The 24,048-nt window shown below is 39.1% G+C and carries 22 protein-coding genes, 11 tRNA genes and 2 rRNA genes (1 of these 35 only partly in view); 2 read left to right on the top strand and 33 right to left on the bottom strand.

Annotated features, from left to right (window positions below; genetic code table 11):
• The 14 genes from BC6307_RS24300 to BC6307_RS24235 form a co-directional block, all read right to left on the bottom strand.
• Positions 1–1,375, bottom strand: a 23S ribosomal RNA gene (locus tag BC6307_RS24300); it reaches 1,561 nt to the left of the window's first position.
• Positions 1,376–1,793: 418 nt separating this feature from the next.
• Positions 1,794–3,345, bottom strand: a 16S ribosomal RNA gene (locus BC6307_RS24295).
• The 16S and 23S rRNA genes sit together here with 11 tRNA genes alongside, the layout of an rRNA operon.
• Before the next feature lie 110 nt (positions 3,346–3,455).
• Positions 3,456–3,529, bottom strand: a tRNA-Gly gene (locus BC6307_RS24290).
• Positions 3,530–3,545: 16 nt separating this feature from the next.
• Positions 3,546–3,619 (bottom strand) — tRNA-Pro (locus tag BC6307_RS24285).
• 19 nt (positions 3,620–3,638) lie between these two features.
• Positions 3,639–3,715 (bottom strand) — tRNA-Arg (locus BC6307_RS24280).
• Positions 3,716–3,789: 74 nt separating this feature from the next.
• Positions 3,790–3,873, bottom strand: a tRNA-Leu gene (locus BC6307_RS24275).
• A gap of 12 nt (positions 3,874–3,885) precedes the next feature.
• Positions 3,886–3,969, bottom strand: a tRNA-Leu gene (locus BC6307_RS24270).
• A 10-nt stretch (positions 3,970–3,979) separates the two neighbouring features.
• Positions 3,980–4,054 (bottom strand) — tRNA-Gln (locus BC6307_RS24265).
• 12 nt (positions 4,055–4,066) lie between these two features.
• Positions 4,067–4,142: transfer RNA gene (locus BC6307_RS24260), tRNA-Asp, on the bottom strand.
• Positions 4,143–4,173: 31 nt separating this feature from the next.
• A tRNA-Met gene (locus BC6307_RS24255) sits at positions 4,174–4,250 on the bottom strand.
• Positions 4,251–4,470: 220 nt separating this feature from the next.
• Positions 4,471–4,542: transfer RNA gene (locus BC6307_RS24250), tRNA-Glu, on the bottom strand.
• Positions 4,543–4,552: 10 nt separating this feature from the next.
• Positions 4,553–4,643: transfer RNA gene (locus BC6307_RS24245), tRNA-Ser, on the bottom strand.
• Positions 4,644–4,646: 3 nt separating this feature from the next.
• Positions 4,647–4,721 (bottom strand) — tRNA-Asn (locus tag BC6307_RS24240).
• A gap of 328 nt (positions 4,722–5,049) precedes the next feature.
• On the bottom strand, positions 5,050–5,505 hold the full coding sequence (locus tag BC6307_RS24235; RefSeq protein ID WP_066417820.1) for a SprT family protein: 456 nt from the start codon (positions 5,503–5,505) through the stop codon (positions 5,050–5,052).
• Between the two features lie 80 nt (positions 5,506–5,585).
• On the opposite strand from BC6307_RS24235, the gene cmpA reads away from it, so the two are divergent.
• Positions 5,586–5,717 (top strand): cortex morphogenetic protein CmpA, encoded by a 132-nt coding sequence (cmpA, locus tag BC6307_RS24230; RefSeq protein ID WP_094366254.1) that lies wholly within the window; start codon positions 5,586–5,588, stop codon positions 5,715–5,717.
• A gap of 22 nt (positions 5,718–5,739) precedes the next feature.
• Here cmpA and BC6307_RS24225 read toward each other — a convergent pair whose 3' ends face one another.
• The 14 genes from BC6307_RS24225 to acpS form a co-directional block, all read right to left on the bottom strand.
• A complete protein-coding gene (locus BC6307_RS24225) occupies positions 5,740–7,923 on the bottom strand; it encodes a Tex family protein (RefSeq protein WP_066417818.1) in 2,184 nt (727 codons plus the stop codon).
• Positions 7,924–8,115: 192 nt separating this feature from the next.
• Positions 8,116–8,715, bottom strand: coding sequence for a PP2C family serine/threonine-protein phosphatase (locus tag BC6307_RS24220; RefSeq protein ID WP_066417808.1), 600 nt, complete (start codon positions 8,713–8,715; stop codon positions 8,116–8,118).
• The gene (gene sigB / locus BC6307_RS24215) at positions 8,712–9,497 is read right to left on the bottom strand and encodes an RNA polymerase sigma factor SigB (RefSeq protein ID WP_066417803.1); all 786 of its coding nucleotides are present in this window, start codon (positions 9,495–9,497) and stop codon (positions 8,712–8,714) included. Before sigB ends, BC6307_RS24220 begins: the two co-directional genes overlap by 4 nt.
• Positions 9,472–9,948, bottom strand: a complete 477-nt coding sequence (gene rsbW, locus BC6307_RS24210) for an anti-sigma B factor RsbW (RefSeq protein ID WP_066417802.1) — start codon at positions 9,946–9,948, stop codon at positions 9,472–9,474. The genes sigB and rsbW overlap by 26 nt, the downstream gene beginning before the upstream one ends.
• Before the next feature lie 22 nt (positions 9,949–9,970).
• Positions 9,971–10,279 carry an STAS domain-containing protein gene (locus BC6307_RS24205; protein WP_066417801.1) on the bottom strand — a complete coding sequence of 103 codons (309 nt, stop codon included), beginning with the start codon at positions 10,277–10,279 and terminating at the stop codon, positions 9,971–9,973.
• A gap of 110 nt (positions 10,280–10,389) precedes the next feature.
• Positions 10,390–11,394 (bottom strand): PP2C family protein-serine/threonine phosphatase, encoded by a 1,005-nt coding sequence (locus BC6307_RS24200; RefSeq protein WP_066417796.1) that lies wholly within the window; start codon positions 11,392–11,394, stop codon positions 10,390–10,392.
• A gap of 16 nt (positions 11,395–11,410) precedes the next feature.
• Positions 11,411–11,812 (bottom strand): anti-sigma regulatory factor, encoded by a 402-nt coding sequence (locus BC6307_RS24195; RefSeq protein WP_066417794.1) that lies wholly within the window; start codon positions 11,810–11,812, stop codon positions 11,411–11,413.
• A 4-nt stretch (positions 11,813–11,816) separates the two neighbouring features.
• A complete protein-coding gene (locus BC6307_RS24190) occupies positions 11,817–12,173 on the bottom strand; it encodes an STAS domain-containing protein (RefSeq protein WP_066417793.1) in 357 nt (118 codons plus the stop codon).
• Positions 12,170–12,997, bottom strand: a complete 828-nt coding sequence (locus BC6307_RS24185) for an STAS domain-containing protein (RefSeq protein WP_066417784.1) — start codon at positions 12,995–12,997, stop codon at positions 12,170–12,172. Before BC6307_RS24185 ends, BC6307_RS24190 begins: the two co-directional genes overlap by 4 nt.
• 292 nt (positions 12,998–13,289) lie before the next feature.
• The gene (gene ndoA / locus BC6307_RS24180) at positions 13,290–13,640 is read right to left on the bottom strand and encodes a type II toxin-antitoxin system endoribonuclease NdoA (protein WP_066417781.1); all 351 of its coding nucleotides are present in this window, start codon (positions 13,638–13,640) and stop codon (positions 13,290–13,292) included.
• A 4-nt stretch (positions 13,641–13,644) separates the two neighbouring features.
• Positions 13,645–13,926 (bottom strand): CopG family ribbon-helix-helix protein, encoded by a 282-nt coding sequence (locus tag BC6307_RS24175; RefSeq protein ID WP_066417778.1) that lies wholly within the window; start codon positions 13,924–13,926, stop codon positions 13,645–13,647.
• 146 nt (positions 13,927–14,072) lie between these two features.
• Positions 14,073–15,233 carry an alanine racemase gene (gene alr / locus BC6307_RS24170; RefSeq protein WP_066417774.1) on the bottom strand — a complete coding sequence of 387 codons (1,161 nt, stop codon included), beginning with the start codon at positions 15,231–15,233 and terminating at the stop codon, positions 14,073–14,075.
• 152 nt (positions 15,234–15,385) lie between these two features.
• On the bottom strand, positions 15,386–16,414 hold the full coding sequence (locus tag BC6307_RS24165; RefSeq protein WP_268874278.1) for a LolA family protein: 1,029 nt from the start codon (positions 16,412–16,414) through the stop codon (positions 15,386–15,388).
• A gap of 162 nt (positions 16,415–16,576) precedes the next feature.
• On the bottom strand, positions 16,577–16,936 hold the full coding sequence (gene acpS, locus BC6307_RS24160) for a holo-ACP synthase (RefSeq protein WP_066417765.1): 360 nt from the start codon (positions 16,934–16,936) through the stop codon (positions 16,577–16,579).
• Between the two features lie 74 nt (positions 16,937–17,010).
• Here acpS and BC6307_RS24155 point away from each other — a divergent pair, with 74 nt between their 5' ends.
• Positions 17,011–17,736: a rhomboid family intramembrane serine protease gene (locus BC6307_RS24155; RefSeq protein WP_066417763.1), complete on the top strand. Its 726-nt coding sequence runs from the start codon at positions 17,011–17,013 to the stop codon at positions 17,734–17,736.
• A 32-nt stretch (positions 17,737–17,768) separates the two neighbouring features.
• On the opposite strand, the gene BC6307_RS24150 is transcribed toward BC6307_RS24155, so the two are convergent.
• From BC6307_RS24150 to BC6307_RS24130, 5 genes are all read right to left on the bottom strand, one after another.
• Positions 17,769–19,241: a PH domain-containing protein gene (locus BC6307_RS24150; protein WP_066417761.1), complete on the bottom strand. Its 1,473-nt coding sequence runs from the start codon at positions 19,239–19,241 to the stop codon at positions 17,769–17,771.
• Entirely contained in the window at positions 19,231–19,710 is a 480-nt protein-coding gene (locus BC6307_RS24145) for a PH domain-containing protein (protein ID WP_066417758.1), read from the bottom strand. The genes BC6307_RS24150 and BC6307_RS24145 overlap by 11 nt, the downstream gene beginning before the upstream one ends.
• Before the next feature lie 73 nt (positions 19,711–19,783).
• Positions 19,784–20,749 (bottom strand): UV DNA damage repair endonuclease UvsE, encoded by a 966-nt coding sequence (uvsE, locus tag BC6307_RS24140; RefSeq protein ID WP_066417756.1) that lies wholly within the window; start codon positions 20,747–20,749, stop codon positions 19,784–19,786.
• 125 nt (positions 20,750–20,874) lie between these two features.
• On the bottom strand, positions 20,875–22,383 hold the full coding sequence (gene cshA, locus BC6307_RS24135; protein ID WP_066417754.1) for a degradosome RNA helicase CshA: 1,509 nt from the start codon (positions 22,381–22,383) through the stop codon (positions 20,875–20,877).
• Between the two features lie 282 nt (positions 22,384–22,665).
• Complete coding sequence (locus BC6307_RS24130) at positions 22,666–24,030, bottom strand: UDP-N-acetylmuramoyl-tripeptide--D-alanyl-D-alanine ligase (RefSeq protein ID WP_066417752.1); 1,365 nt, start codon at positions 24,028–24,030, stop codon at positions 22,666–22,668.
• Positions 24,031–24,048 lie beyond the last annotated feature (18 nt).

The raw sequence follows: 24,048 nt of genomic DNA, 5'->3' as shown, positions 1-24,048 counted from the left end.
TGAGCGGACGAGCCTTCCTCAGGAAACCTTAGGCATTCGGTGGAAGGGATTCTCACCCTTCTTTCGCTACTCATACCGGCATTCTCACTTCTAAGCGCTCCACCAGTCCTTACGGTCTAGCTTCAACGCCCTTAGAACGCTCTCCTACCACTGTTCGTAAGAACAGTCCGCAGCTTCGGTGATACGTTTAGCCCCGGTACATTTTCGGCGCAGAGTCACTCGACCAGTGAGCTATTACGCACTCTTTAAATGGTGGCTGCTTCTAAGCCAACATCCTGGTTGTCTAAGCAACTCCACATCCTTTTCCACTTAACGTATACTTTGGGACCTTAGCTGGCGGTCTGGGCTGTTTCCCTCTTGACTACGGATCTTATCACTCGCAGTCTGACTCCTGAGAAACAAGTCTTTGGCATTCGGAGTTTGACTGAATTCGGTAATCCGATGAGGACCCCTAGTCCAATCAGTGCTCTACCTCCAAGACTCTTTACTCAAGGCTAGCCCTAAAGCTATTTCGGAGAGAACCAGCTATCTCCAGGTTCGATTGGAATTTCTCCGCTACCCACACCTCATCCCCGCACTTTTCAACGTGCGTGGGTTCGGGCCTCCATTCAGTGTTACCTGAACTTCACCCTGGACATGGGTAGATCACCTGGTTTCGGGTCTACGACCACGTACTATGACGCCCTATTCAGACTCGCTTTCGCTACGGCTCCGTCTCATCAACTTAACCTTGCACGTAATCGTAACTCGCCGGTTCATTCTACAAAAGGCACGCTATCACCCATTAACGGGCTCTAACTACTTGTAGGCACACGGTTTCAGGATCTTTTCACTCCCCTTCCGGGGTGCTTTTCACCTTTCCCTCACGGTACTGGTTCACTATCGGTCACTAGGGAGTATTTAGCCTTGGGAGATGGTCCTCCCAGCTTCCGACGGGATTTCTCGTGTCCCGCCGTACTCAGGATCCACTCAAGAGAGAACGAGGTTTCAACTACAGGGTTTTTACCTTCTATGACAGACCTTTCCAGGTCACTTCGTTTACCCCGTTCTTTTGTAACTCCGTATAGAGTGTCCTACAACCCCAAGAGGCAAGCCTCTTGGTTTGGGCTAATTCCGTTTCGCTCGCCGCTACTCAGGAAATCGCGTTTGCTTTCTCTTCCTCCGGGTACTTAGATGTTTCAGTTCCCCGGGTCTGCCTTCCATACCCTATGTATTCAGGTAAGGATACTACTCCATTACGAGCAGTGGGTTTCCCCATTCGGAAATCTCTGGATCAAAGCTTACTTACAGCTCCCCAAAGCATATCGGTGTTAGTCCCGTCCTTCATCGGCTCCTAGTGCCAAGGCATCCACCGTGCGCCCTTAATAACTTAACCGTCGACAAATGATAAGCGTCGCATCTCTTCGTCAGCTTCCTTCGCTCACGTCCTCATGTACGCTTTTGTACACTCCGGCGCTCGCTCAGTCGCTTCCTCGACCTGCTCGCTTCTAATTTGTCTTAGTATTCAACCTAAAATTAGGTTTCGTTGATAACAGCGAATTGTTATCATTAGAAAATTACTAAGATGAACGATACTTGTGAATGTATCTTGATTACTTATATTATCTAGTTTTCAAAGAACATGGCTACTGACTTCAATCACATCGTGATTAGCTTCGTAGCTTAACCTTCATGCTACTCTTGCTGCTTAAGGAATCCATCATCGTGGATTTCACTTGCAGACGCAAGCGCAATATTAATAGAGAGAATGATCTCTCAAAACTAAACAAAACAATGAGCGTGATTTTCCTTAGAAAGGAGGTGATCCAGCCGCACCTTCCGATACGGCTACCTTGTTACGACTTCACCCCAATCATCTGTCCCACCTTAGGCGGCTGGCTCCAAAAGGTTACCCCACCGACTTCGGGTGTTACAAACTCTCGTGGTGTGACGGGCGGTGTGTACAAGGCCCGGGAACGTATTCACCGCGGCATGCTGATCCGCGATTACTAGCGATTCCGGCTTCATGTAGGCGAGTTGCAGCCTACAATCCGAACTGAGAACGGTTTTATGGGATTGGCTCGACCTCGCGGTTTTGCTGCCCTTTGTACCGTCCATTGTAGCACGTGTGTAGCCCAGGTCATAAGGGGCATGATGATTTGACGTCATCCCCACCTTCCTCCGGTTTGTCACCGGCAGTCTCCTTAGAGTGCCCAACTAAATGCTGGCAACTAAGAACAAGGGTTGCGCTCGTTGCGGGACTTAACCCAACATCTCACGACACGAGCTGACGACAACCATGCACCACCTGTCACTCTGTCCCCCGAAGGGGAACGCTCTATCTCTAGAGGTGGCAGAGGATGTCAAGACCTGGTAAGGTTCTTCGCGTTGCTTCGAATTAAACCACATGCTCCACCGCTTGTGCGGGCCCCCGTCAATTCCTTTGAGTTTCAGTCTTGCGACCGTACTCCCCAGGCGGAGTGCTTAATGCGTTAGCTGCAGCACTAAAGGGCGGAAACCCTCTAACACTTAGCACTCATCGTTTACGGCGTGGACTACCAGGGTATCTAATCCTGTTTGCTCCCCACGCTTTCGCGCCTCAGCGTCAGTTACAGACCAGAGAGTCGCCTTCGCCACTGGTGTTCCTCCACATCTCTACGCATTTCACCGCTACACGTGGAATTCCACTCTCCTCTTCTGCACTCAAGTCTCCCAGTTTCCAATGACCCTCCACGGTTGAGCCGTGGGCTTTCACATCAGACTTAAGAAACCGCCTGCGCGCGCTTTACGCCCAATAATTCCGGACAACGCTTGCCACCTACGTATTACCGCGGCTGCTGGCACGTAGTTAGCCGTGGCTTTCTGGTTAGGTACCGTCAAGGTGCGAGCAGTTACTCTCGCACTTGTTCTTCCCTAACAACAGAGCTTTACGACCCGAAGGCCTTCATCGCTCACGCGGCGTTGCTCCATCAGACTTTCGTCCATTGTGGAAGATTCCCTACTGCTGCCTCCCGTAGGAGTCTGGGCCGTGTCTCAGTCCCAGTGTGGCCGATCACCCTCTCAGGTCGGCTACGCATCGTTGCCTTGGTGAGCCGTTACCTCACCAACTAGCTAATGCGCCGCGGGCCCATCTGTAAGTGTTAGCCGAAACCAACTTTCAATATAGTACCAGGAGGTACTATATATTATCCGGTATTAGCTCCGGTTTCCCGAAGTTATCCCAGTCTTACAGGCAGGTTGCCCACGTGTTACTCACCCGTCCGCCGCTAACTTCTTTAAAGCAAGCTCTAAAGAAGTTCGCTCGACTTGCATGTATTAGGCACGCCGCCAGCGTTCGTCCTGAGCCAGGATCAAACTCTCCGTAGAGTATTTGATTGCTCAAAATGTTGCTGACTTATCGTCAATTTATTGTTTTGTCGATTTTAAAAACCGACTTGCACGCTATTGTTTTGTTTAGTTTTCAAAGAACATTTTATTGGAGCGGGTGATGGGAATCGAACCCACGACATCAGCTTGGAAGGCTGAGGTTTTACCATTAAACTACACCCGCTAAATTATATTTCAAATCGGGAAGACAGGATTTGAACCTGCGACCCCTTGGTCCCAAACCAAGTGCTCTACCAAGCTGAGCTACTTCCCGTCTACTATTTTAAAAATAATGGCGCGCCCGAGAGGACTCGAACCCCTAACCTTTTGATCCGTAGTCAAACGCTCTATCCAATTGAGCTACGGGCGCTCGTTTTAGCGACTTATCTATAATATCATTTCGTTTTTACTAAGTCAACACTTTTTTTATTTTATTTCTTTCGATGCGGTCGAGAAGACTCGAACTTCCACGGGATTACCTCCCACTAGGCCCTCAACCTAGCGCGTCTGCCATTCCGCCACGACCGCTCAAAAATACGATGGTGCGGGTGAAGGGACTCGAACCCCCACGTCAAAGACACTAGATCCTAAGTCTAGCGCGTCTGCCAATTCCGCCACACCCGCTTTTATAAGTTGGCTGGGCTAGCTGGATTCGAACCAACGCATGACGGAGTCAAAGTCCGTTGCCTTACCGCTTGGCTATAGCCCATAAATATTATAGTGGCGGTCCCGACGGGAATCGAACCCGCGATCTCCTGCGTGACAGGCAGGCATGTTAACCGCTACACCACGGGACCTCTTGTTATAATAACTTTTTTAAATAAAGATTGGTTGCGGGGGCAGGATTTGAACCTACGACCTTCGGGTTATGAGCCCGACGAGCTACCGGACTGCTCCACCCCGCGACGATAAAATAGGTCACAATTCCACGCTTCCAAACCGTTTTACCGGACTGTCGCTTCCTCTTCTGGTAGTTCTGAGAAGTTGAATGCGTTGGGGCAACCTTTAGCGTATTCGTTGAATTATTTCTCACCACTACATGACGGGACCCCTAAAACACAAAAACTTCTTTAGGGATAGAAATGGGAGGCAAAACTTTTGTTCTGCATCCCATTTTCCTTAATATGACCCGTACGGGATTCGAACCCGTGTTACCGCCGTGAAAGGGCGGTGTCTTAACCGCTTGACCAACGGGCCAAACATATGATGGCGGAGAAGGAGGGATTTGAACCCTCGCGCCGCTTACACGACCTACACCCTTAGCAGGGGCGCCTCTTCAGCCACTTGAGTACTTCTCCGTATGGCTCCACCAGTAGGATTCGAACCTACGACCCTTCGGTTAACAGCCGAATGCTCTACCGCTGAGCTATGGTGGAATAATAATTATATTTACTTTTACGAGAAACGATTTCAGTTAAGCCGAATGTCCTCGTCTCAGGAAGCCTAATCAAGTAGCGGCTCGCCGAGTACAACTCGCAGTAATCTCATCGAAGCAATTGCTCGTTGCTCTACCGCTGAGCTATGGTGGAATAGTGAACCATTTGTCCAAAACATTATGAGTCGGACAAGTTTTATTTTACTTTCACTTCTTTAAAATGTCAAGGCTATTCAAGATAGGAATTTTTCCTAATTTTCCGAAGTGCCTTAGCTTTTGTGAGAAGCGACCTTGATAATTTATCACATCTGAAAACAGAAGTCAATATTTTATTTTTCTTGTAATCTCCCTTTACACTTCCCGCATACGTAACGGTTAATATCAACCTTTCTTCTCCTTCTATATTGTAATCCACAGCCAGTACATTCATAGTGTCGATAGCTGCCAGTTGTACGCTTTTGCTTCAACCCTTCTATCGGTTGGCAAAACCTTGGTGCCCCCACTTTTTTTAGAAGTACTTTGAAATCTTGATCCCTATGTTGATAGCCTTTTCCTTGAATATGCAAATGATAATGGCAAAGTTCATGTTTTATTATTCCAATGAGTTCATCCAGTCCGAACTCTTCATAATACTTTATGTTTAATTCTATGTCGTTTGTATGCGTTAAGTACCTTCCACCTGTTGTTCGCAGCCGATGATTAAAGTAAGCTCTATTTACGAACGGCCTTTGGAAGTATTCCAATGAAAGTTCTTCTACTAACATCTGTACTTTTTGATCATCCATAACAATCCCTCACTCGAACCAATACGTAATAAAATGCATAGTATGATAATACCTTAAAAAAAGATAAAGGTGGTATGCATATGCCTACATGGTTTATGAAACAAATGCAACGTGCCTACAAAGAAAAAAATCGATATCAAATAAAGCTTTTAAATCAATGTTGGTATTTTTATTATGAAAAACAAAACACAACAGATATAAAAGAAGACTAGACGAACTAGTCTTCTTCTCTATTTAAACCGTTTGTAGTTCTGGTTGTAACATAGTTAGAGCTACTCGGCCTTTTTTCACATCCACATCTTCTACCCATACAGTAACAATATCTCCTACCGAAACAACATCTAGCGGATGCTTAACATATTGATTACTAAGTTTGGAAATATGCACTAAACCATCCTGTTTAACACCGATATCGACAAAAGCACCAAAATCTACGACGTTTCTTACCGTGCCTTCAAGCTCCATGCCAGGTAATAAATCTTCTAATTGAAGTACATCTTGTTTTAATATCGGTTTAGGCATATCATCCCTCGGATCTCTTTCTGGTCGTACTAGAGATTCCATTATATCTCGTAACGTTACTTCACCAATTTCTAATTCTTCCGCCATTTGTTTTACATCTAACTCTTTTATCGCAGCTTGTAATTGTTCCGTTCCTATGTCACTGACCGACAAATTCAGTTTATCCAATAATGTTTTTGTCGCACTGTAGCTTTCAGGGTGAATGCTCGTGCGATCGAGTGGATTTTTCCCATCGATTACTCGTAGGAACCCAATACATTGCTCAAAAGTCTTAGCTCCTAAGCGAGGAATCCCTTTCAATTCTGATCTACTCGTAAAACGTCCTAGTTCCTCACGCTTTTTTACAATATTCGTTGCGACCGTTTTAGATAATCCAGATACATATTGCAATAGCGAGGTAGATGCGGTATTAACATTCACACCAACTTGGTTAACAACCGTTTCGACGACAAAGTTTAACGACTCTGCTAATCGTTTTTGTGTTACATCATGCTGATATTGACCAACCCCAACTGATTTCGGATCAATTTTTACTAATTCAGCTAAAGGGTCTTGAAGTCTACGAGCGATCGAAGCTGCACTTCTTTCCTCTACTTGTAGGTCAGGGAACTCTTCACGGGCCAATTCCGAAGCAGAATAAACACTTGCTCCTGCTTCATTTACAATTAAGTAGAAAGTGGATAGTCCATTATCTTTTAACACCTCTGCAACAAGCTGTTCTGTTTCTCTCGATGCCGTACCATTTCCTACCGCAATTACTTCGACATTATATTTTGTTATTACTTTTATCATTTCATCTTTTGCTTGTTGACGTTTATTTACGGGTGCATGCGGATAAACAACTCCTATATGCAGTAACTTTCCAGTTGCATCAACAACAGCAAGCTTACACCCTGTCCGGTAGGCAGGGTCTACACCTAGTACAACTTTGTCTTTTAATGGTGGTTGTAATAGAAGCTTCCTTAAGTTTTCGGAAAATATATGTATCGCCTGCTCTTCCCCTTTTTCCGTTAACTCTTTTCTAATTTCCCGTTCAATTGCTGGTTCAATTAACCTTTTATAACTATCTTCCATTGCTTCCTTCACAATGAACGCAGCTGCAGAACTTGAATTTTTGACAACTCGTTTTTCTAAAAAAGTATGTATTTTATCAACAGGAGCCTTTATCGAAACTTTTAAAATTTCTTCTTTTTCTCCACGATTTAAAGCTAAAATGCGGTGAGGTAAAATTTTTCCCACCGGTTCTTCATACTCATAATAAATGGTATATACTCCACGTTCATCTTTTTCTTCATCTTTTACAGATGACGTAATAACACCTTGTTTATATGTAATATCACGAATCCATTGACGGAAAGACGCATCATCTGAGACAACTTCCGCGATAATATCTTTTGCTCCTTGGATGACTTCTTCGACTTCTCTCACTTCTTTTTCTTCTGAAAGGAATTTAGAAGCTTCCTCTTCCACCTTTACGTTTAGAGGAAATGTAAGTAACCAATTAGCGAATGGCTCTAGTCCTTTTTCTTTCGCTACAGTTGCTTTTGTTCTTCGTTTCTGTTTATACGGTCTGTATAGGTCTTCTACTTGCTGAAGTTTGTCGGATTTCATTATTTGAATTTTTAACTCTTCCGTAAGCTTCCCTTGCTCTTCTATAAGACGAAGTACTTCTTCTTTTCTTTTCTCAATATTTTGCAAGTACTGCCATTTCTCAAAAATATTTCGAATTTGCACTTCATCTAACGAACCTGTTTGTTCTTTTCTATATCTAGCTATGAAAGGGACTGTATTGCCTTCCTCAATCAAATCAATAACTTTTTTTACTTGCCCTTTTGGAATTTGTATTTCATGAGATAGCTTTTGTAACAATTGCTGTTCTTTTTCATTCCATTCCAATCTACTAACCTCCTAGTCAATCCTTCTACATTCATCATATCAAAATCTTTCTAAAACAACAAAAGAGCATATGATACAAACATTGCCGTTAATGTTGATTAATCATATTCATGATCGCTGCTTGTCCTAGGCATAACAACAAAAATTTATAGGTTCCTAAAACGAAGAAAAAGGCTAACAAATCGTTAGCCACTATAAAAATTCTCCCGATATAATCGTTACGTCATCTTCCCCTTCATTTGAGTGATACTTTACTAGTTTCATCAGTAAGGAAGGGGGTAACATTCCTTTTAAGTAATTTCGAACAGAAGGTATCTCAATTCCATCAGAGTATATAAAGAATCTAGTACCTGCTTCGTAAACATAAGAATGTGTTTTCATTTTCAATGGTTTACCGGACATGTAGCCTTTAACCGGTAACGGATAAATTAATTTTTCATCAGGTGGATATAAAAAAAAGCGAATATTTCCGATACAGCTATATTCCAGTTTCTCCTCTTCGTAATACACTTTAAGTATAGAGACAGCCGCTCCTCTTTTTAACCGTAAACTTTTGTTGCATTCTTCCATAATGGTGGCGACATTTTCGTTTTCATATTCCCTCGCCACTTCAACTACTGATTTAGATGATTCGTAAGCATATTCACCACTACCTAGCCCATCAGCTACTACACATATGAAAAAGTCATTCGTAGCGTTAATGTAGTAACTATCTCCACAATAATATTTACCATTTTTCGCATTTTGATATGCACTCACTTGTACATGACGATGTGTTAGTTGTTCGATCATGTTAAAATCTCCGAATCTAATTGTTCTTTCCCTATTGCCTTTTTCAGTTTTTCTAAAGCTTTTCTCTGTAGTCTAGAAACGTGCATTTGGGAAATACCGAGGCGATCACCCGTTTCTTTTTGACTTAAGTTTTCAAAAAAGATACATTCAATAATTTGACGTTCTCTTTCTGATAAAACAAAAAAGGCTTTCTTAAGTAACAGTCGTTGGTCTACTTTTTCATATCCATCTTCCGTTGAGCCAACTACATCCAATATCGTTACTGTACTACCGTCAGAATCCGCTTCAATGGCGTTATCAACCGATAACGTTTGATAGTTTTGCCCCATTTCCATAGCTTCTAACACTTCTTCTTCCGAAACCTCTAAAAACTCAGCTATTTCTACTACTTTCGGCGACCTTTGGAATTTTGTCGTTAATTCCTCAACCGCCACTTTTATACGGGGACCAATCTCTTTAATTCTTCTGGGCACATGTACGCTCCAGGTTTTATCTCGCAGGAACCTTTTTATCTCTCCGATAATAGTAGGAACTGCAAATGCTTCAAAACTTCTTCCAAAACTCGCATCATAACGCTTCATCGCCCCTAGAAGCCCTATCATACCAACTTGGGATAAATCTTCATGGAACGCTTTACCTTTTGAATATTTCCTCGCAAGCGATTCCACAAGCGGTTTATAGTGCTCCACTAATTGTAGTTGGGCCTCTTTACATTCATTTTGTTGATATTGGAGTAGTAGCTGGTCAACATCTAGTTTATTGGGCTGAGACTTTTTCTTCATCCCATTCCACCTGCTCTCCTTGTAGATACTTTGTCATGAACACCGTTACGCCTTGATTATTGTGCACTTTGACGGTGTCCATTAGCGTTTCGATTAGGAATAGTCCTAAACCTCCTTCAGGCAAAGTTTCCACAGGGTGGGTTTTTGAGATTGGACCTAATTCATTTTTGATTTCTTCAAAATTAAAGCTTTGGCCATTATCCGCAACAACTAACTCTAGACGATTAGAATAAACACCGAATCCAATACGAATATTCCCACTTTCTTCACCCTGATAAGCGTGGTCCACTACATTCGTACAAGCTTCACTTATTGCAATTTTCATGTCTTCTATTTCATCATAGGAAAATCCCATGCGATTTGCGATTCCAGAGAGGGATAACCGAATGACTCCCACGTATTCTGGTTTAGCTGGGTATACCATCTCAATATAATCGTACGTGCGATTCATCTTTTCCTGCACCACCTTGAACTTATTTTACTTTCATAATTCCAGCTAATCCTGTTATATCAAATAATCTTTTTAAACGAGGAGATAAACCTGTTAGCACGAACTCTCCCTCGTTTTCTTTAACTAATTTAAAAAAACCTACAAACATCCCTAAACCGGTGCTGTCCATATAACTAACTTCAGATAAATCAAAAACAATTTTGCCTTTAAATTCATGTAATATAGGACTTACACTTTCCTTAATTTTCGGAACAGTAAACGCATCTATTTCACCAGTTAAGAAAACGGTCGTTTGTTCGTTTTCGGTATTAATCTGGATATCCATATTCATCATCTCACCCCATTAAAAAAGTAGTCATCTATTGTATAAAAGGTTATTACTACCCATTGTTTTCGAGACTAGCTCACTCACTACTGTTTTAATACCCGTTTTTATTCTTATTAAACACTTCTTTTTAAAATGATTAGTGTAAAATCATCCCGTAATGAAAAGTGTTGTAATTTCTCTAACTTTTTAAAAACTGTTTCCGCTATTTGTTGAGGATGTTCTTCGATACTTTCTTGAATCATTTGAGTAATAAGGTCAATTTCAATAAATCCTTCTTCCGTTCTACACTCCGTAACACCGTCTGAATATAGCACTACCATATCATTCTTTTGGATTTGTTTTTCATATTGAACATACTTAGCCTTAGGGTCTACCCCTAGTACAATACCTCTTGCTTCAATTTCAACAAACTCACCTGCATTCGAATCGTAATACAAAGGTGGCTCATGCCCCGCAGATGAATATGTAAATAGATGGTTATTCAAGTCATACATTCCATAGAACATCGTAATAAACATACTTGCATCTATATTTTGCTCAACTACTCTATTTAAGTTACTAAGTATATATACAGGATCCTTACTAGTATCAGATACACTGTCCATCGCATACTTAATCATCGACATACACATTGCTGCTGGTATCCCTTTTCCTATAACATCCGCAATCGCAACACCGAAAGAATGTTCATCTTGTAAAAAGTGAAAATAATCACCGCTCATCTTTTTTGCAGGAACACTAACTACACCAATTTCTACCTCAGGTAAATTAGGGATTTTCGTCTCTAAAATTGTCTGCTGCACTCTTGCTGCTATGTCAATTTCCGTTTGCAATTCTTGCTGTCTATCTATTAAACTTTGATGACCACGATACGCTATGCCGTACCCTATCATTACTTCTAATAAGAAATCTAACGAATGAAGTATATCATCTGCTATTTCAGGTGAAAGGTCCTGTAGCATCGATTTATGTACACTAATTATTTCATCTGGGGAAATTTTTTCAGCTAATAATTTTCTACTAAATTCTTGACCTCTATATAAGACTTCCTCCGATTGGTCTCGTAAATAAGCAGATAGAATCTCTTTATATGTCTTTTCAAAGCCTTGTAGCTTCATAAGTCTACCTCCTAGATTATCGAACCCATTTCACCGCCTCGATTCGAGTACCTTCTCCAACATTAGAGTCAATTTGAAAGCTATCCATTAACCGCTTTACACCAGGAAGCCCCGCTCCAAGACCCCCAGAAGTGGAATATCCGTCTTCCATCACTTGCCTAATATTAGCAATTCCCGGCCCGTTATCTTGCGCAATAATACGCAGCCCCGTTTTACTATATTCCGTCACTGCTTCTAAACAAACTTGACCTGTTCCCGCATATAAATAAATATTTCGCGCTAACTCGGAAATAGCAGTAGTAATTCTCGCTTGGTCAACCGTACCAAAGCCCATTTCTTTCGCCACATTTCTACCCATTTGACGAGCCGCTACTATATCCCACTCATTTCTAATCGTAACACAGGATTGGACAGTCATCTTTCTAATCCTCCAATTCCTGTTGTAATTTCTCCAAACCTTTTTCTAGATCAAGCGCTGTAAACACTTCATCTAAATGAATGCCCAATTCTACTAAAGTGATAGCTACTGCAGGTTGAATACCAGTAAGAACAACTTGGGCTCCCATTAATTTGGACATACTTATAACATCACCTAATACTTTTGCAATAAAAGAGTCAATCATATCAATAGATGTTAAATCAATAACCACTCCACTTACTCCTGTTTCGTGGATCCGATTTAAGAGATCTTCTTGGAATTGTAAAGCTGTCTGATCATCTAATTCCCACTGTATCGAAATTAGAAGACAGTCGTAAAGTTTTAAAATAGGTATTCTCAATGACGATCCCCCACATTCACTATCGTTCTATTTGTCATTTCTAATGCCGCTTCCATCCCTTTTTTCAATGAATTTTTCGTAATAATTTGATCAAGATTAATGCCTAAATTCACTATCGTTTGGGCAATCTCCGGACGAATACCTACTAACAGGCAGTTAGCACCAACAAGTCTAACCGCTTCTGCCGCTTGAATGATATGTTGCGCAACCATCGTATCTACTACCGGTACACCAGTTATATCAATTAAAACAACTTCCGCACGATGTTTTACTACTCCTTGTAGTAAATTTTCCATAATTTGTCTAGCTCTTTCTGTATCAATTGTACCAACTAACGGCATGACAGAAATCCCTTCAAATACCGGAATTAAAGGCGCAGCTAATTCCTGTAGAGCAATTTTTTGCATGGAAACTGTATGCTCCCATGAACCAGTGTATGTTTTTATTATTTCATCTTGAACTGGTTTCAGCCAATTGTCTAAGTCTGATTGCAACTTTAGTTTAAGCGTGTCATCTTTTTGGTCAGACATTAGTTCAAATATAGTATTTTTAAATACTGTTAGTCCTTCGGTTACGTAAATTAGCGGCCATCCGAAACGAATAATTCGATTTGCAAAATCATGTAAAACGGTAGATAAGTCATCTAAATCTTGACTTATATTATTTAAAAGTAAATTAATATATTCTCTACTAGTCGTTATGTACATTTTCTCTGAAATGACTTGGTATTCTTTCTTTTCCCCAACCTCATCCATCTTGTAAATCCATTTTTCCGATATTCTTTCCTCATTCCCTATAACAAACTGTAAAATTTCTCTTTTCATTTAACTCTTCCCCTTTACACATTGTTCCGTTATTCGAACTTGGCACTACTACAACTATAAAAGCTAATTGTTTTGACTGTCAATTGGATTTGTTTAAACGTTTCGAAATACTCAATCTTTTAGTGCTAATAAACTATCGTAACGTACTTTATATACCCATTTACACATTAAATGAAACTTCTTAGCATTTGATATATATTTGGCCGCTTATGAGTTAGCATATTCTACTTTTTTGTAAAAAGTATAAAAAAAAGCACCTCATACTGAAAGAGGAGCTCATACTATTGCTATATTAAAAATCAATAAGACCTAAACTTATTTGTAAAGCCTCGTCAACTCGATCCATCATCTCTTCATCAAGATGAGTGATTTTGTCCGTTAATCTTTGTTTATCAATGGTTCGAATCTGTTCTAACAATATTACAGAGTCACGTTCAAAGCCATAGCGTTTCGCATCAATCTCGACATGTGTCGGGAGTTTAGCTTTTTGAATCTGTGCTGTTATGGCTGCTACGATAATGGTCGGACTAAACCGGTTACCAATATCGTTTTGTATAACCAGAACTGGTCGAACGCCTCCTTGCTCAGACCCAACTACAGGGGATAAATCAGCAAAATAAACGTCACCGCGTTTGACAATCAATTGATTACCCCCCGCTAACTAAGCGCTCAACTGTATGCTCTGCCTCATATTCTGCTAGAAATGCTTCTGATGCAATATTTAGGTTGATCTTTGCCATTTCCATATAGCCACGTCTCATAGATTCACGTATTTGTCGCTTTTTGCGCTCTCGAAGATACATTTTTGTAGCTTGATAAATTAACTCATTTCGATTTCCGTTTTCCTGTTTCACTAATCCATCTAATTCGGATACTAAGTTTTGAGGTAATCGAACCATAATTTCAGTTGTTGCGCTGGATTCTGACACAGCTTACACCTCCAAGAACTACAGACCATTAATACTATTCCAAATACCATAATACCATTATTATAAATAATTGCAAAGCTAAAATTACATTCCTTCTCTATTATCCACCAAACGACTTCTGTTTTATGCATAAGAATGTTTTAACATTAGTTGTCCAGTAAATAATTTCTCACTTCCATTATACTCTTATTTCTCCGAAAAATACGTGGCACTCGATAACTTATCATACAAGGTATTTCGTAATTTATTGTATCTAATAAACGTGCAATATCATTGCTACTAATTTTCTCATCTTTTTGAGCGCCAATAAGGGTTACTCTAGTACCGATAGGAAGTTCATGCGGTAGTCGAATCATTAATTGATCCATACATATTCTACCTACGATTGGAACTCTTTTTCCATCTACTAATACGTGAGCACCATGTAATTTTCTTAACCAACCATCAGCATAACCGATTGGTACTGTACCTATCCACTCTTCCTCTTCCGCTGTATAGGTAGCTCCATAGCTAACAGATTGTCCGACTGCTAACTTTTTTACATGCACAAGTTTTGACTGAAGGGAAAAGGCTTCCTGCAGCTCAAAAGGAAGTAGATGTATCATTTCGTTTGAAGGAGTTAGTCCATACATAGCAATACCTAATCGAACGGCATTAAATACTTTATCGGGAAAGCGAAGTGCTGTTGCACTATTTCCACAATGAATCATACGAATGGATGTTTTTTCTTTTATAAAACCAATCATATCCGTTAATGTTGTATATTGTTGTTCAAAATAAGTAGTATCTAATTCGTCTGCAGTTGCAAAATGTGTGTACACTCCTTCTAATTCAAACGAAGAGGTTTCATCTACTAGTTGTAAAACTTCATCCACCTCTCTCATGGAAGTAAAACCAAGTCTCCCCATTCCTGTATCAAGCTTTAAATGAATTTTTAATGGATTTTTGCCGTTCAGTTGTTGAATTGCTTCGACTAACCAATCTTTTCGAAAAACCGTTAAAGTTATATTTTCCTGTAAGGCAATATTAATATCTTTCACTCTAGACGCACCTAATACAAGTATTGGTGCCTTTATCCCTTGCTGCCTTAAAGACAGAGCTTCATCTATAAAAGCGACCGCTAAATATGTGGCACCTGCATCTAACGCTGTTTTGGCGACTTGAGCATCACCATGTCCATAAGCATTCGCCTTCACGACCGCAATAATACTAACCCCATCTGGTAAAAAACTTTTCATTGACTGTACATTGTTATAAATACAATCTAAATCTACTTCCACCCAAGAGTCTCGATGAAAACTTGACATGGCTTTAAGCACTTCCTTTAATACTGTATACTTTGTCCTTTTATCTTATCTAAAATAGGCAAAAATGTCACTTTGAATATTGTTAGATTAGTCAAAAAATTATAAAATAAGACAAAATAACAGGCCCAATAATGGACCTGTAATATGAACATTTATTTTATTACTTGACCTTGAACAGATCGCGCTACCATTAGCATCTCATCTTTTGATAGGTCATTGGAGGCTAACATGTAGTCTACTCCGTTAAGCGTCCAAGTTATCGTATTTTCTGTTAGCGCACCGACCGTAAAGCCTAAATCTACTGGCTCGCCACTCATAAATGATACTGTACTAACAGGAGCTACATACGCTGTTTCTTGTACTAATGTAAAGGATTTATCTCCTTCATACGTCATAATGACGCGTTTTCCAGTTTCTGTAGCAATTTCTTGCTCGTCTTTCAACTCTGTACCAGCTGGAGTATCTTCTGGATAAAATACACTGAATGATTTACTTTCTTCATTTACTGCACCCATCGTTGGAAGCTCTTCATCTAGTCTCATGCTTGTCATATTTTTCTCTACATTAAACGAGTCATCGTCAAATTTAGAGTTAAACTCTACGTCAGAGAATTCTACAAGCACTAATACACGTCGGTCCGGATCTAACACTTTTACCGAAACTGGTGTGTAATCTTTCCCTAATGTAATTTCTTGCATTGGTAACAATTTATTGTTCTGATAATTCGTTTTCGTTTCAAATACATACCCATCTTCCGTTGCCGTAAAAGTAGCTTCCGGATCATTAATAATATCATTAACTAACGATTCGTATAAATAAGCTTGACTGCTATTTTTCGGCCAATCGCTTTGAAAACGGAAGCTTTTGTTTAACGCTGGAGTTAATACAAATACTCCTTCATCGTTACGAATAATCATTTGGTTTTGATCTTTTTCAGAGTTTTTTAAGTTCACGCGATAAAATGTTGGTTTTTTATGCCAAATTTCCACTTCGTAAACTTGAGGTTCTGCACCAGTTTGCAACGTCATCTTTGCATTCGCTTTGTAACCTGTCATCTCCGAAACTTTTTCTTTTAGAGCTCCTGTTACATCTTCTTGTGACTTTGTACCACACCCTGCTAAAATTAGGACTGACACAATACTTACTGCTAATAATAGCCAAATCTTCCTCAATTCCTTCATCTCCTTTGCCTTATACATGTTTACCTATTTGAGAAAAGTGAGAATTGTAGAGGAATATATGTTACTAGTTAAAAGGTCAACTAGTAATTGGATACCTCGTACGTGACACCTTGTCTCTCTTTCTAGAACATGTATATGAGCGGAGTTTTAGGAATATGCAGACTAGCTTGACAAGCTTTCAATAATTACTTGTGCAACTGCATATTGTTCACTATGAGAAATAGAAAGATGGATATTTTCTCCTACAGGCTTTTGAATATATGGTTTACCTGTCGGCTCATTAGCGATGACAATATCATGAAAACTTAAATGTTTGCCAATTCCTGTACCATACGCTTTAGAAAAGGCTTCTTTTGCCGCAAATCGACCTGCTAAAAATTCAAGTTTCCGTTTTCCTTTTAATGTATGGAATTGCGTCCGTTCTTCATCTGCAAGTATTCTATTTATAAACGATGGTTGACGTTCCATCAATTTTTCAATTCTTGAAAGTTCAATAATATCGATACCGATTCCTTTTATCATACGATCACCTTTTTTTCATATATAATAGAGATGTCCAATTAAATATAATTACGTTTATATAAAGGAGAGATTCCATGTTTGTTCGAACCGAAAATTTTCGTACGTTTACTCGATTATATCCTATTATTACCGCTTTAACCGTTATACATATTGTATTATGGTTGTTTATCGCTCTATCTTTCCCATTTTCAAACCTTTTTTACCAAACGACTGTAGGCTTTAACTTTGCTGTAGAACAAGGAGAATGGTGGAGATTAATAACACCTATTTTTTTACACGGTTCTTTAACACATCTTTTATTTAATTCTATTTCTCTCATACTGTTTGGTCCCGGATTGGAACGTATATTAGGGAAAGTGAAATTCTTGGCCCTATACTTTGCTGGTGGAATCATTGCCAATATTGCTACGTTCCTTTTAAAACCTTCTATGTATGTCCACCTAGGAGCATCAGGCGCGATTTTTGCGTTATTTGGAATTTATATTTATATGGTGTTTTTTCGTCCAGAACATATTAGCTCCTCGAACGCACAAATTGTCATCGTTATTCTCGGAGTCAGCTTAGTTATGAGTTTATTAGGTGGTGGAATGCGGAATATTAATGGTACCGCTCATCTTTTTGGCTTCTTAAGTGGTTTTGCTTTATCGCCAATTTTCGTTGGTCGTGGAAACTATACTCGTTCGCTACGAGATATTTTCCCCCGCGGCATGACACAACGAAGAAGCGGTTCCAGTTCACAAAATGTCGTTTGGATTATATTAATCGCTCTTGTTATTTTAGGGATATTGAGTCAATTCTAAAAACAATGGATGAGGAACATTCCTCATCCATTTTATTTTTTATAGGAGTACCACTTATACACATTTGCTCCGTCTTTTACTTTTACATCTATCACTTTAAAGTTTTTAAACGTGAAGCTTGACTTAATTGCCGCTTCTAACGTTCCTACATTTTGACGACGTTGAAATAAAGACTCTCGCCACTCAAGTGACTGTATTCGCTTTTTCTTTAAAATTACTTTATTTTTGTTAATGATTCTAAACGATAGTTGAAGTAGGTCTCCGTCTAACTTCCAACCTCCATCCCTATAACGAAAATAAGCTAACACGCCCGCTATCGGGATTAGTAGCAGGGCAAAATATCCATATGGTGGAATAAAATAAGCGAGTAGTCCACTGACAACAATAGCAGGAACGACATGACGAACTAAATAACGGACAAGTGCTATTTTAGGTAAAGGATGTACATCCTCCTGTAACTTATAATCCGGAACAAAGTCATGTAGCCATTTGCTTACGTCCTTATTCTTTAATAACGGAAATAAAATAGTAGAGTGATCGGATTCTTGTCCAGAAGAGCTCCCTGCACTCTCCACATAAACGGTAGCAAATCCAAGCGGTTGTCGTAATAAGTTTTGCGTTACCCGAATAGCTTGAATTCTTTCGAGCGGAATGGTCATCTGTCTTTTTTCTATTATTCCTCTTGATATAACGATCTCATCTTCACGCTTTACAACGGTAAAATTTCCATACTTTATCATTGTCATTCCAATTGAAATAATCCATGAAATGAACAAAACTAGAAAAATGAAAATAGAAATAATAACAACGCTTCTTTGCAAAAATTCGCCAAACTGGGTAAACACCCTTTCATAAGGAATAAATTGTTCTAATTGAGTAGCAGTCGCAAACACACCAGATAAAACAACACCGATACCTCCAGATGTTGTACCAACTATTAGTAAATCTCCCCACGTTATGCGATATGTATGTGTGATTTCTTCTTGCACTTCTATGTTTTCTTCTACTTCTTTTTCATTGCTATCTATTTCGAAACTTGGTGCATTCTCTACTATTTCCTTTTTCTTCGCTAATAAAATGTTACGCAACTCTTCTGCTTCTTCCTTTGTTACAGCCGAGATCATCACATCAGCTTCTTGTCCTCCGCCCGCAGTTTCCACTTGCAATTTAACGATTCGGAATAACCGTTGAATGATTCCTGCAGACGTATCGATGGATTGTATCCTTTCAATCGGAATAAACCGACGCTTTCTTACAAAAATTCCGTACTCTGTTCGTAATTCACCATTTTCCACCCAGTAATAATAACGGAGCCACTGTAACACCCCAGTTAACAATGCCGCCAATAAACCGAAAATCATGAAAAAAATCGAAAAAAGGTTAAATGAATTACCAGCAGCACCAAAAATAAAAATGAAAATAAACGGCACAATTAAATCTTTTAATTGTTTAATAAACAACACTACTGTAGCGGCTGGATGCATTCGTCTTCGTTCAAACATCATCTTCCGCCACCCTCGCTAACGTTGAAATACGATCGCGAACTTGATCGGCCTCTTCTTCTCCTAATGCAGGTATTTCATGCATTTTGGCGGCTGTTGATATATGTACAGTTGCTAATTTATAGTATCTTAAAAACGGACCTTGATTCGTATCAACATGTTGTACTCGGACCATTGGTATGAGCGTTCGTTTCTTAACAATAATACCATGTTGCAATTCAATTTCTTGTTCATGTATTTCATAACGCCAACGCCTCCATTTTAATGTCGGCAATATCCATATATTAATAACACACGATATAACAAAAATGGCGATGGCGATATAAATAATCCATGTTGGCCAATTAAAAAAGCGAACAGCCCATATTCCTCCAACTAGTAAAGCTAAATTAAATACAGCCTGTAGTGATGCAATGACTCTCCACACTGTAAGTGCTTTTCGATGAATTCTCTGTGTAGGTTCAGGTCTCATATTTCTCTCTCCTTCCACATTTACTACTATACTTTAATTAAAGTACACTTTCTCATTAATTGGAAGGGTTTTATTAAACAATACTAAATGAAGCTCCATCTAACATTTCCACGTTTGGATATTTTTTTATATCTTTTACTAATTGAAAGAGAGCGTGGTCCTTCATTTTCGCTTCTATCATACAATCAATCTCCGGAACACTTCCCTTTATTTTATTTAAAAAATCCATAAACATATCTGGATCAATATAGTCGGAATGAGCTCGGAACATTTTATCATCTTTAGGGCTAGAAATATGCATTTTTATTGGAAGTGGAGAGTGGGACCATGTACTTACAATTCTTTCCCATTCTTCTTCCCAATTCTCATTGTCATGGTTGGCTATGTGATGGTGGTAATCGAATACTAACGGGATGTTTAATTTTTCACAAAGGTATAATGTATCTTGGATATGAAAAGTTGTATCATCGTTTTCTAACATAATCATTTCTTGTAGAGGTTGCGGTAATAACGACCAATTATGAATAAATTGTTCTAGTGCTTGTTCCTTGTCGTTGTAGGCTCCACCAACATGTAGAACACAACGATGCGTTGGGTCAATTCCCATTCCTTTAAGCAAAGCTCTATGCATAGCAAGTGTTTTAATACTTTGATTCATAATATCTTTTTTAGTGGAGTTTAATAAAACAAAATGATCCGGATGAAAGTCAACACGAATAGGATGTGCTTTTAAAAATTCACCTATCTCTTTTAATTTTGATTTTAGCGGTTGTATGTAGTTCCAATCTGCTAATTCTTCATGATTCGCAAGCGGTATTAATTTTGAACTAAAGCGAAAAAAACGTATATTATTACCAACATTATGTTTCAACAAACGTAAACAGTTTTCTAAATTTTCAATTGCGATACGCTCTAACTTCTCAATTGCTGCTTCACGGTCTGCTAATGTTTGAAATTGCTTAAACGTCATCGTTTTAGACGGAGAAGCATTTGCTACCGTGACACTCATCGCTACATATCCAAGCTTTACAATAGTCATTATATTAACTCCTTTTCCCTAGTACATTCTTCAATAATATTCCCTTTAAAAAGCTAATAAAAACTATTTCCTTTTATCATAAGTATAAAAAAAACTGTTCTCTATAATAGAGAACAGTTTCCTCTTTAGACGCGCTCTTTACGAGAGCGTTTATAGCCGCCACCTTGACGTTTGTTACCTGAAGGTTTATTGTTACTTGGACGTTTAGACCAATTATTGTTTTTACCTTTTCCACCGCTTCCGCCACGAGAACGGTTATCCCTAGAGTCTTTACGGTAAACCGGTGATTCTTCCGTTAATTTAACCGGAGTTTGATCTGGTTCATTCGTTAATACCTTTAATGCTGCACAAATTATTGATACAGAATCATGCTCTTCAAGAAGTTGTTCTGCAGCATTACGATAGTAGTTAAGGTTATCCCCTTCAATCGCAGCTGTTAACTTCTCCATGGAAACTTTTTGCTTACCTTCTAATGCTTCATCAAGAGTAGGAGCTTTCATTTTTTCCATTTTACGCTTCGTTACTTTTTCTACATGGTTTAAGTAACTCATTTCGCGAGGCGTTGCGAATGAAATTGCTAGACCACTTTTTCCTGCACGGCCAGTACGACCAATTCTGTGAACATAGCTTTCAGGATCTTGTGGTAGGTCGAAATTATATACGTGTGTTACGCCAGAAATATCTAGACCACGCGCTGCAACGTCTGTCGCAACAAGAACTTCAACAGTACCTTCTTTAAATTTACGAAGTACACTCATACGTTTCGCTTGGGTTAAATCTCCATGAATACCTTCTGCTGCATATCCACGTACATTTAACGCTTCCGCTAATTCGTCAACACGACGTTTTGTACGACCGAAAACAATCGCTAATTCAGGTGATTGAATATCTAAAAGACGAGTTAACACATCAAACTTCTTCTTCTCATGAGTTTCAATGTAATATTGTTGGATATTAGGCATTGTTACTTCTTTCGCTTTAACTTTTACATTTACCGGTTCAGTCATAAAGCGTTCAGCGATTGCTCTAATTTGCGGAGGCATTGTTGCTGAGAAAAGAAGTGTTTGGTGCTCGGCAGGAACTTGCGCTAAAATTTTCTCAATATCCTCAATAAAGCCCATGTTTAACATTTCATCTGCTTCATCAAGTACAACTGTATGCACATTTTGTAAACGGATTGTTTTTCTATTAATATGGTCTAAAACACGACCTGGAGTTCCGACAACAATATGTGGGAATTTCTTTAAAGAACGGATTTGGCGATTAATATCTTGTCCTCCAAATACCGATAAAACACGAGCTCGCTTATGGTAGCTCGCTTTATATAATTCTTCTGCAACTTGAATTGCTAATTCTCTAGTTGGAGCGATAACGATCCCTTGAATGTTGTTGTCATTAACATCAATTTTCTCAATTAACGGTAAACCGAACGCAATCGTCTTACCTGTTCCTGTTTGCGCTTGACCTATTACATCTTTTCCTTGAAGCGCAATCGGAATTGTTTCACCTTGAATTGGAGTTGCTTCCTCAAACCCCATTCTTTCAACTGATTTCATCAATTGTTCTGATAAACCTAAATCTTTAAATAAAGCCAAATTATTCCTACTCCTATCTATACAAATTAATCTATTCATTACGGGCGAAGGTTATTGGTTATAAATAGAAATGTGAAAAACACATTCTGTAATCATAACACTACTGTTACACAATTGCAATAAGACCAATTATTCAATACAGTCTTCACGATTACTTTCCTTATCATCATAATTTATGTTTTTACTCTTTATTAAACAAGACAATAAAGAATTGATTCCACAAATTTAACCTTCCAGTTAATGAACGATTGATGTTATGCTTCCGTCAATAGTTTTAGCTTTGTTAGCCCTTCTATATTCATTTATTCTCGCATATTTTTATTAGGATAAGCTTTGAACTACTTCTTCTAGTTTCATTCCGCGAGAGCCTTTAACTAAAACGATATCACCAGGCTGGACAAAACCATTTAAAAAACTAATTAGTTCCTCTTTCGATTGAAAAGCAGTGACATTCGATTTCTTCATAGCACTTTTAGCACCTGCCGCAATATCCGTTCCTAACGGTCCAAACGTAAAAACATAATCAATATCTTTTCCGCTTACATGTGCACCTGTATCGTAATGAAATTGTTTTTCGTCTTCCCCTAGCTCCAGCATGTCAGCTAATACAGCAATTTTTCTGTTAAACCCTTTTAGGCTAGCTAAAAGGTCAATAGCCGCCTTCATCGACGTAGGACTTGCGTTATAAGCATCATTTATTAGTGTTACTTTATTTTTCCCATGCACCACTTCATTACGCATGCCTGTAATAGAAACATTTTCTAAACCTTCCATTATACTTTGATGACTTACATTCAGATGATGGGCAACTGCAATGGAAGCAACAGCATTCATTACATTGTGTTGACCTAAAACAGGAATAGTATACGTCAATCCGTTTACAGAAAACCTTGTATTATCTTTACTAATTTCTTCGATAGTTGTTTTATAATCATTTTTTTCCTTCATACCGAATGTAATTATTTCAAAAGGCATGGACGATACGTTTTCCGTCAATAACGGCTCATCCCCATTAATAACTAAAATCCCTTTTTCCTTTAGCCCTACCGCGATTTCTAATTTCGCTTTTGCTATTCCCGCTCGACTACCTAATTCCTGCAGATGTGATTCTCCAATGTTTGTTATGATAGCCGCATCTGGTTTTGCAATTTCAGATAACAGTTCAATCTCTCCAAAATCACTCATACCCATTTCTAACACAGCAACCTCTGTATCTTCCTGCATAGAAAGTAACGTTAACGGAAGACCTATATGGTTATTATAATTACCCGCTGTTTTATGTACTCGAAACGTTGTTTTTAATAAAGATGTAACAATATCTTTCGTCGTTGTCTTCCCATTGCTTCCTGTTATACCTATTACGGTTAACTGTAGTTCATCGCGATACACTCTAGCCATTTGCTGAAGAGCTTCTACTGTATCTTCTACTAATATGAGTGGTATTTTAGTCGGTGGGTTTGGCTCACTTTTTTGCCAGAGAGATGCTGCAGCTCCTTTTTCCTTTATCGCCTGTTCTACAAATTGATGCCCGTTAAAATTTTCACCGACGATTGGTATGTATAAACTATTTGTTAAATCTTCTCTCGTATCTTTTGTCACTCCGTGTATTACAACATCCTTAAATTGAGCGTCTACTAGACTGCCGTTAGCCATCATTGCAACTTGAGATAATGTGCGTTTAATCATTGTAATACCTCCTTTAAT

Source organism: Sutcliffiella cohnii (assembly GCF_002250055.1).
In the GTDB taxonomy this organism is placed as follows: domain Bacteria; phylum Bacillota; class Bacilli; order Bacillales; family Bacillaceae_I; genus Sutcliffiella; species Sutcliffiella cohnii.
This window is presented reverse-complemented; position numbering and strand designations above follow the sequence as displayed.

Bases quoted from the DNA above. Each gene is read 5' to 3' on its own strand.
- BC6307_RS24235 (WP_066417820.1), bottom strand. From the start codon at position 5,505: ATGGATGATCAAAAAGTACAGATGTTAGTAGAAGAACTTTCATTGGAA.
- cmpA (WP_094366254.1), top strand. From the start codon at position 5,586: ATGCCTACATGGTTTATGAAACAAATGCAACGTGCCTACAAAGAAAAA.
- BC6307_RS24220 (WP_066417808.1), bottom strand. From the start codon at position 8,715: ATGATCGAACAACTAACACATCGTCATGTACAAGTGAGTGCATATCAA.
- sigB (WP_066417803.1), bottom strand. From the start codon at position 9,497: ATGAAGAAAAAGTCTCAGCCCAATAAACTAGATGTTGACCAGCTACTA.
- rsbW (WP_066417802.1), bottom strand. From the start codon at position 9,948: ATGAATCGCACGTACGATTATATTGAGATGGTATACCCAGCTAAACCA.
- BC6307_RS24205 (WP_066417801.1), bottom strand. From the start codon at position 10,279: ATGAATATGGATATCCAGATTAATACCGAAAACGAACAAACGACCGTT.
- BC6307_RS24200 (WP_066417796.1), bottom strand. From the start codon at position 11,394: ATGAAGCTACAAGGCTTTGAAAAGACATATAAAGAGATTCTATCTGCT.
- BC6307_RS24195 (WP_066417794.1), bottom strand. From the start codon at position 11,812: ATGACTGTCCAATCCTGTGTTACGATTAGAAATGAGTGGGATATAGTA.
- BC6307_RS24185 (WP_066417784.1), bottom strand. From the start codon at position 12,997: ATGAAAAGAGAAATTTTACAGTTTGTTATAGGGAATGAGGAAAGAATA.
- alr (WP_066417774.1), bottom strand. From the start codon at position 15,233: ATGTCAAGTTTTCATCGAGACTCTTGGGTGGAAGTAGATTTAGATTGT.
- BC6307_RS24165 (WP_268874278.1), bottom strand. From the start codon at position 16,414: ATGAAGGAATTGAGGAAGATTTGGCTATTATTAGCAGTAAGTATTGTG.
- acpS (WP_066417765.1), bottom strand. From the start codon at position 16,936: ATGATAAAAGGAATCGGTATCGATATTATTGAACTTTCAAGAATTGAA.
- BC6307_RS24155 (WP_066417763.1), top strand. From the start codon at position 17,011: ATGTTTGTTCGAACCGAAAATTTTCGTACGTTTACTCGATTATATCCT.
- BC6307_RS24150 (WP_066417761.1), bottom strand. From the start codon at position 19,241: ATGATGTTTGAACGAAGACGAATGCATCCAGCCGCTACAGTAGTGTTG.
- BC6307_RS24145 (WP_066417758.1), bottom strand. From the start codon at position 19,710: ATGAGACCTGAACCTACACAGAGAATTCATCGAAAAGCACTTACAGTG.
- uvsE (WP_066417756.1), bottom strand. From the start codon at position 20,749: ATGACTATTGTAAAGCTTGGATATGTAGCGATGAGTGTCACGGTAGCA.
- cshA (WP_066417754.1), bottom strand. From the start codon at position 22,383: ATGAATAGATTAATTTGTATAGATAGGAGTAGGAATAATTTGGCTTTA.
- BC6307_RS24130 (WP_066417752.1), bottom strand. From the start codon at position 24,030: ATGATTAAACGCACATTATCTCAAGTTGCAATGATGGCTAACGGCAGT.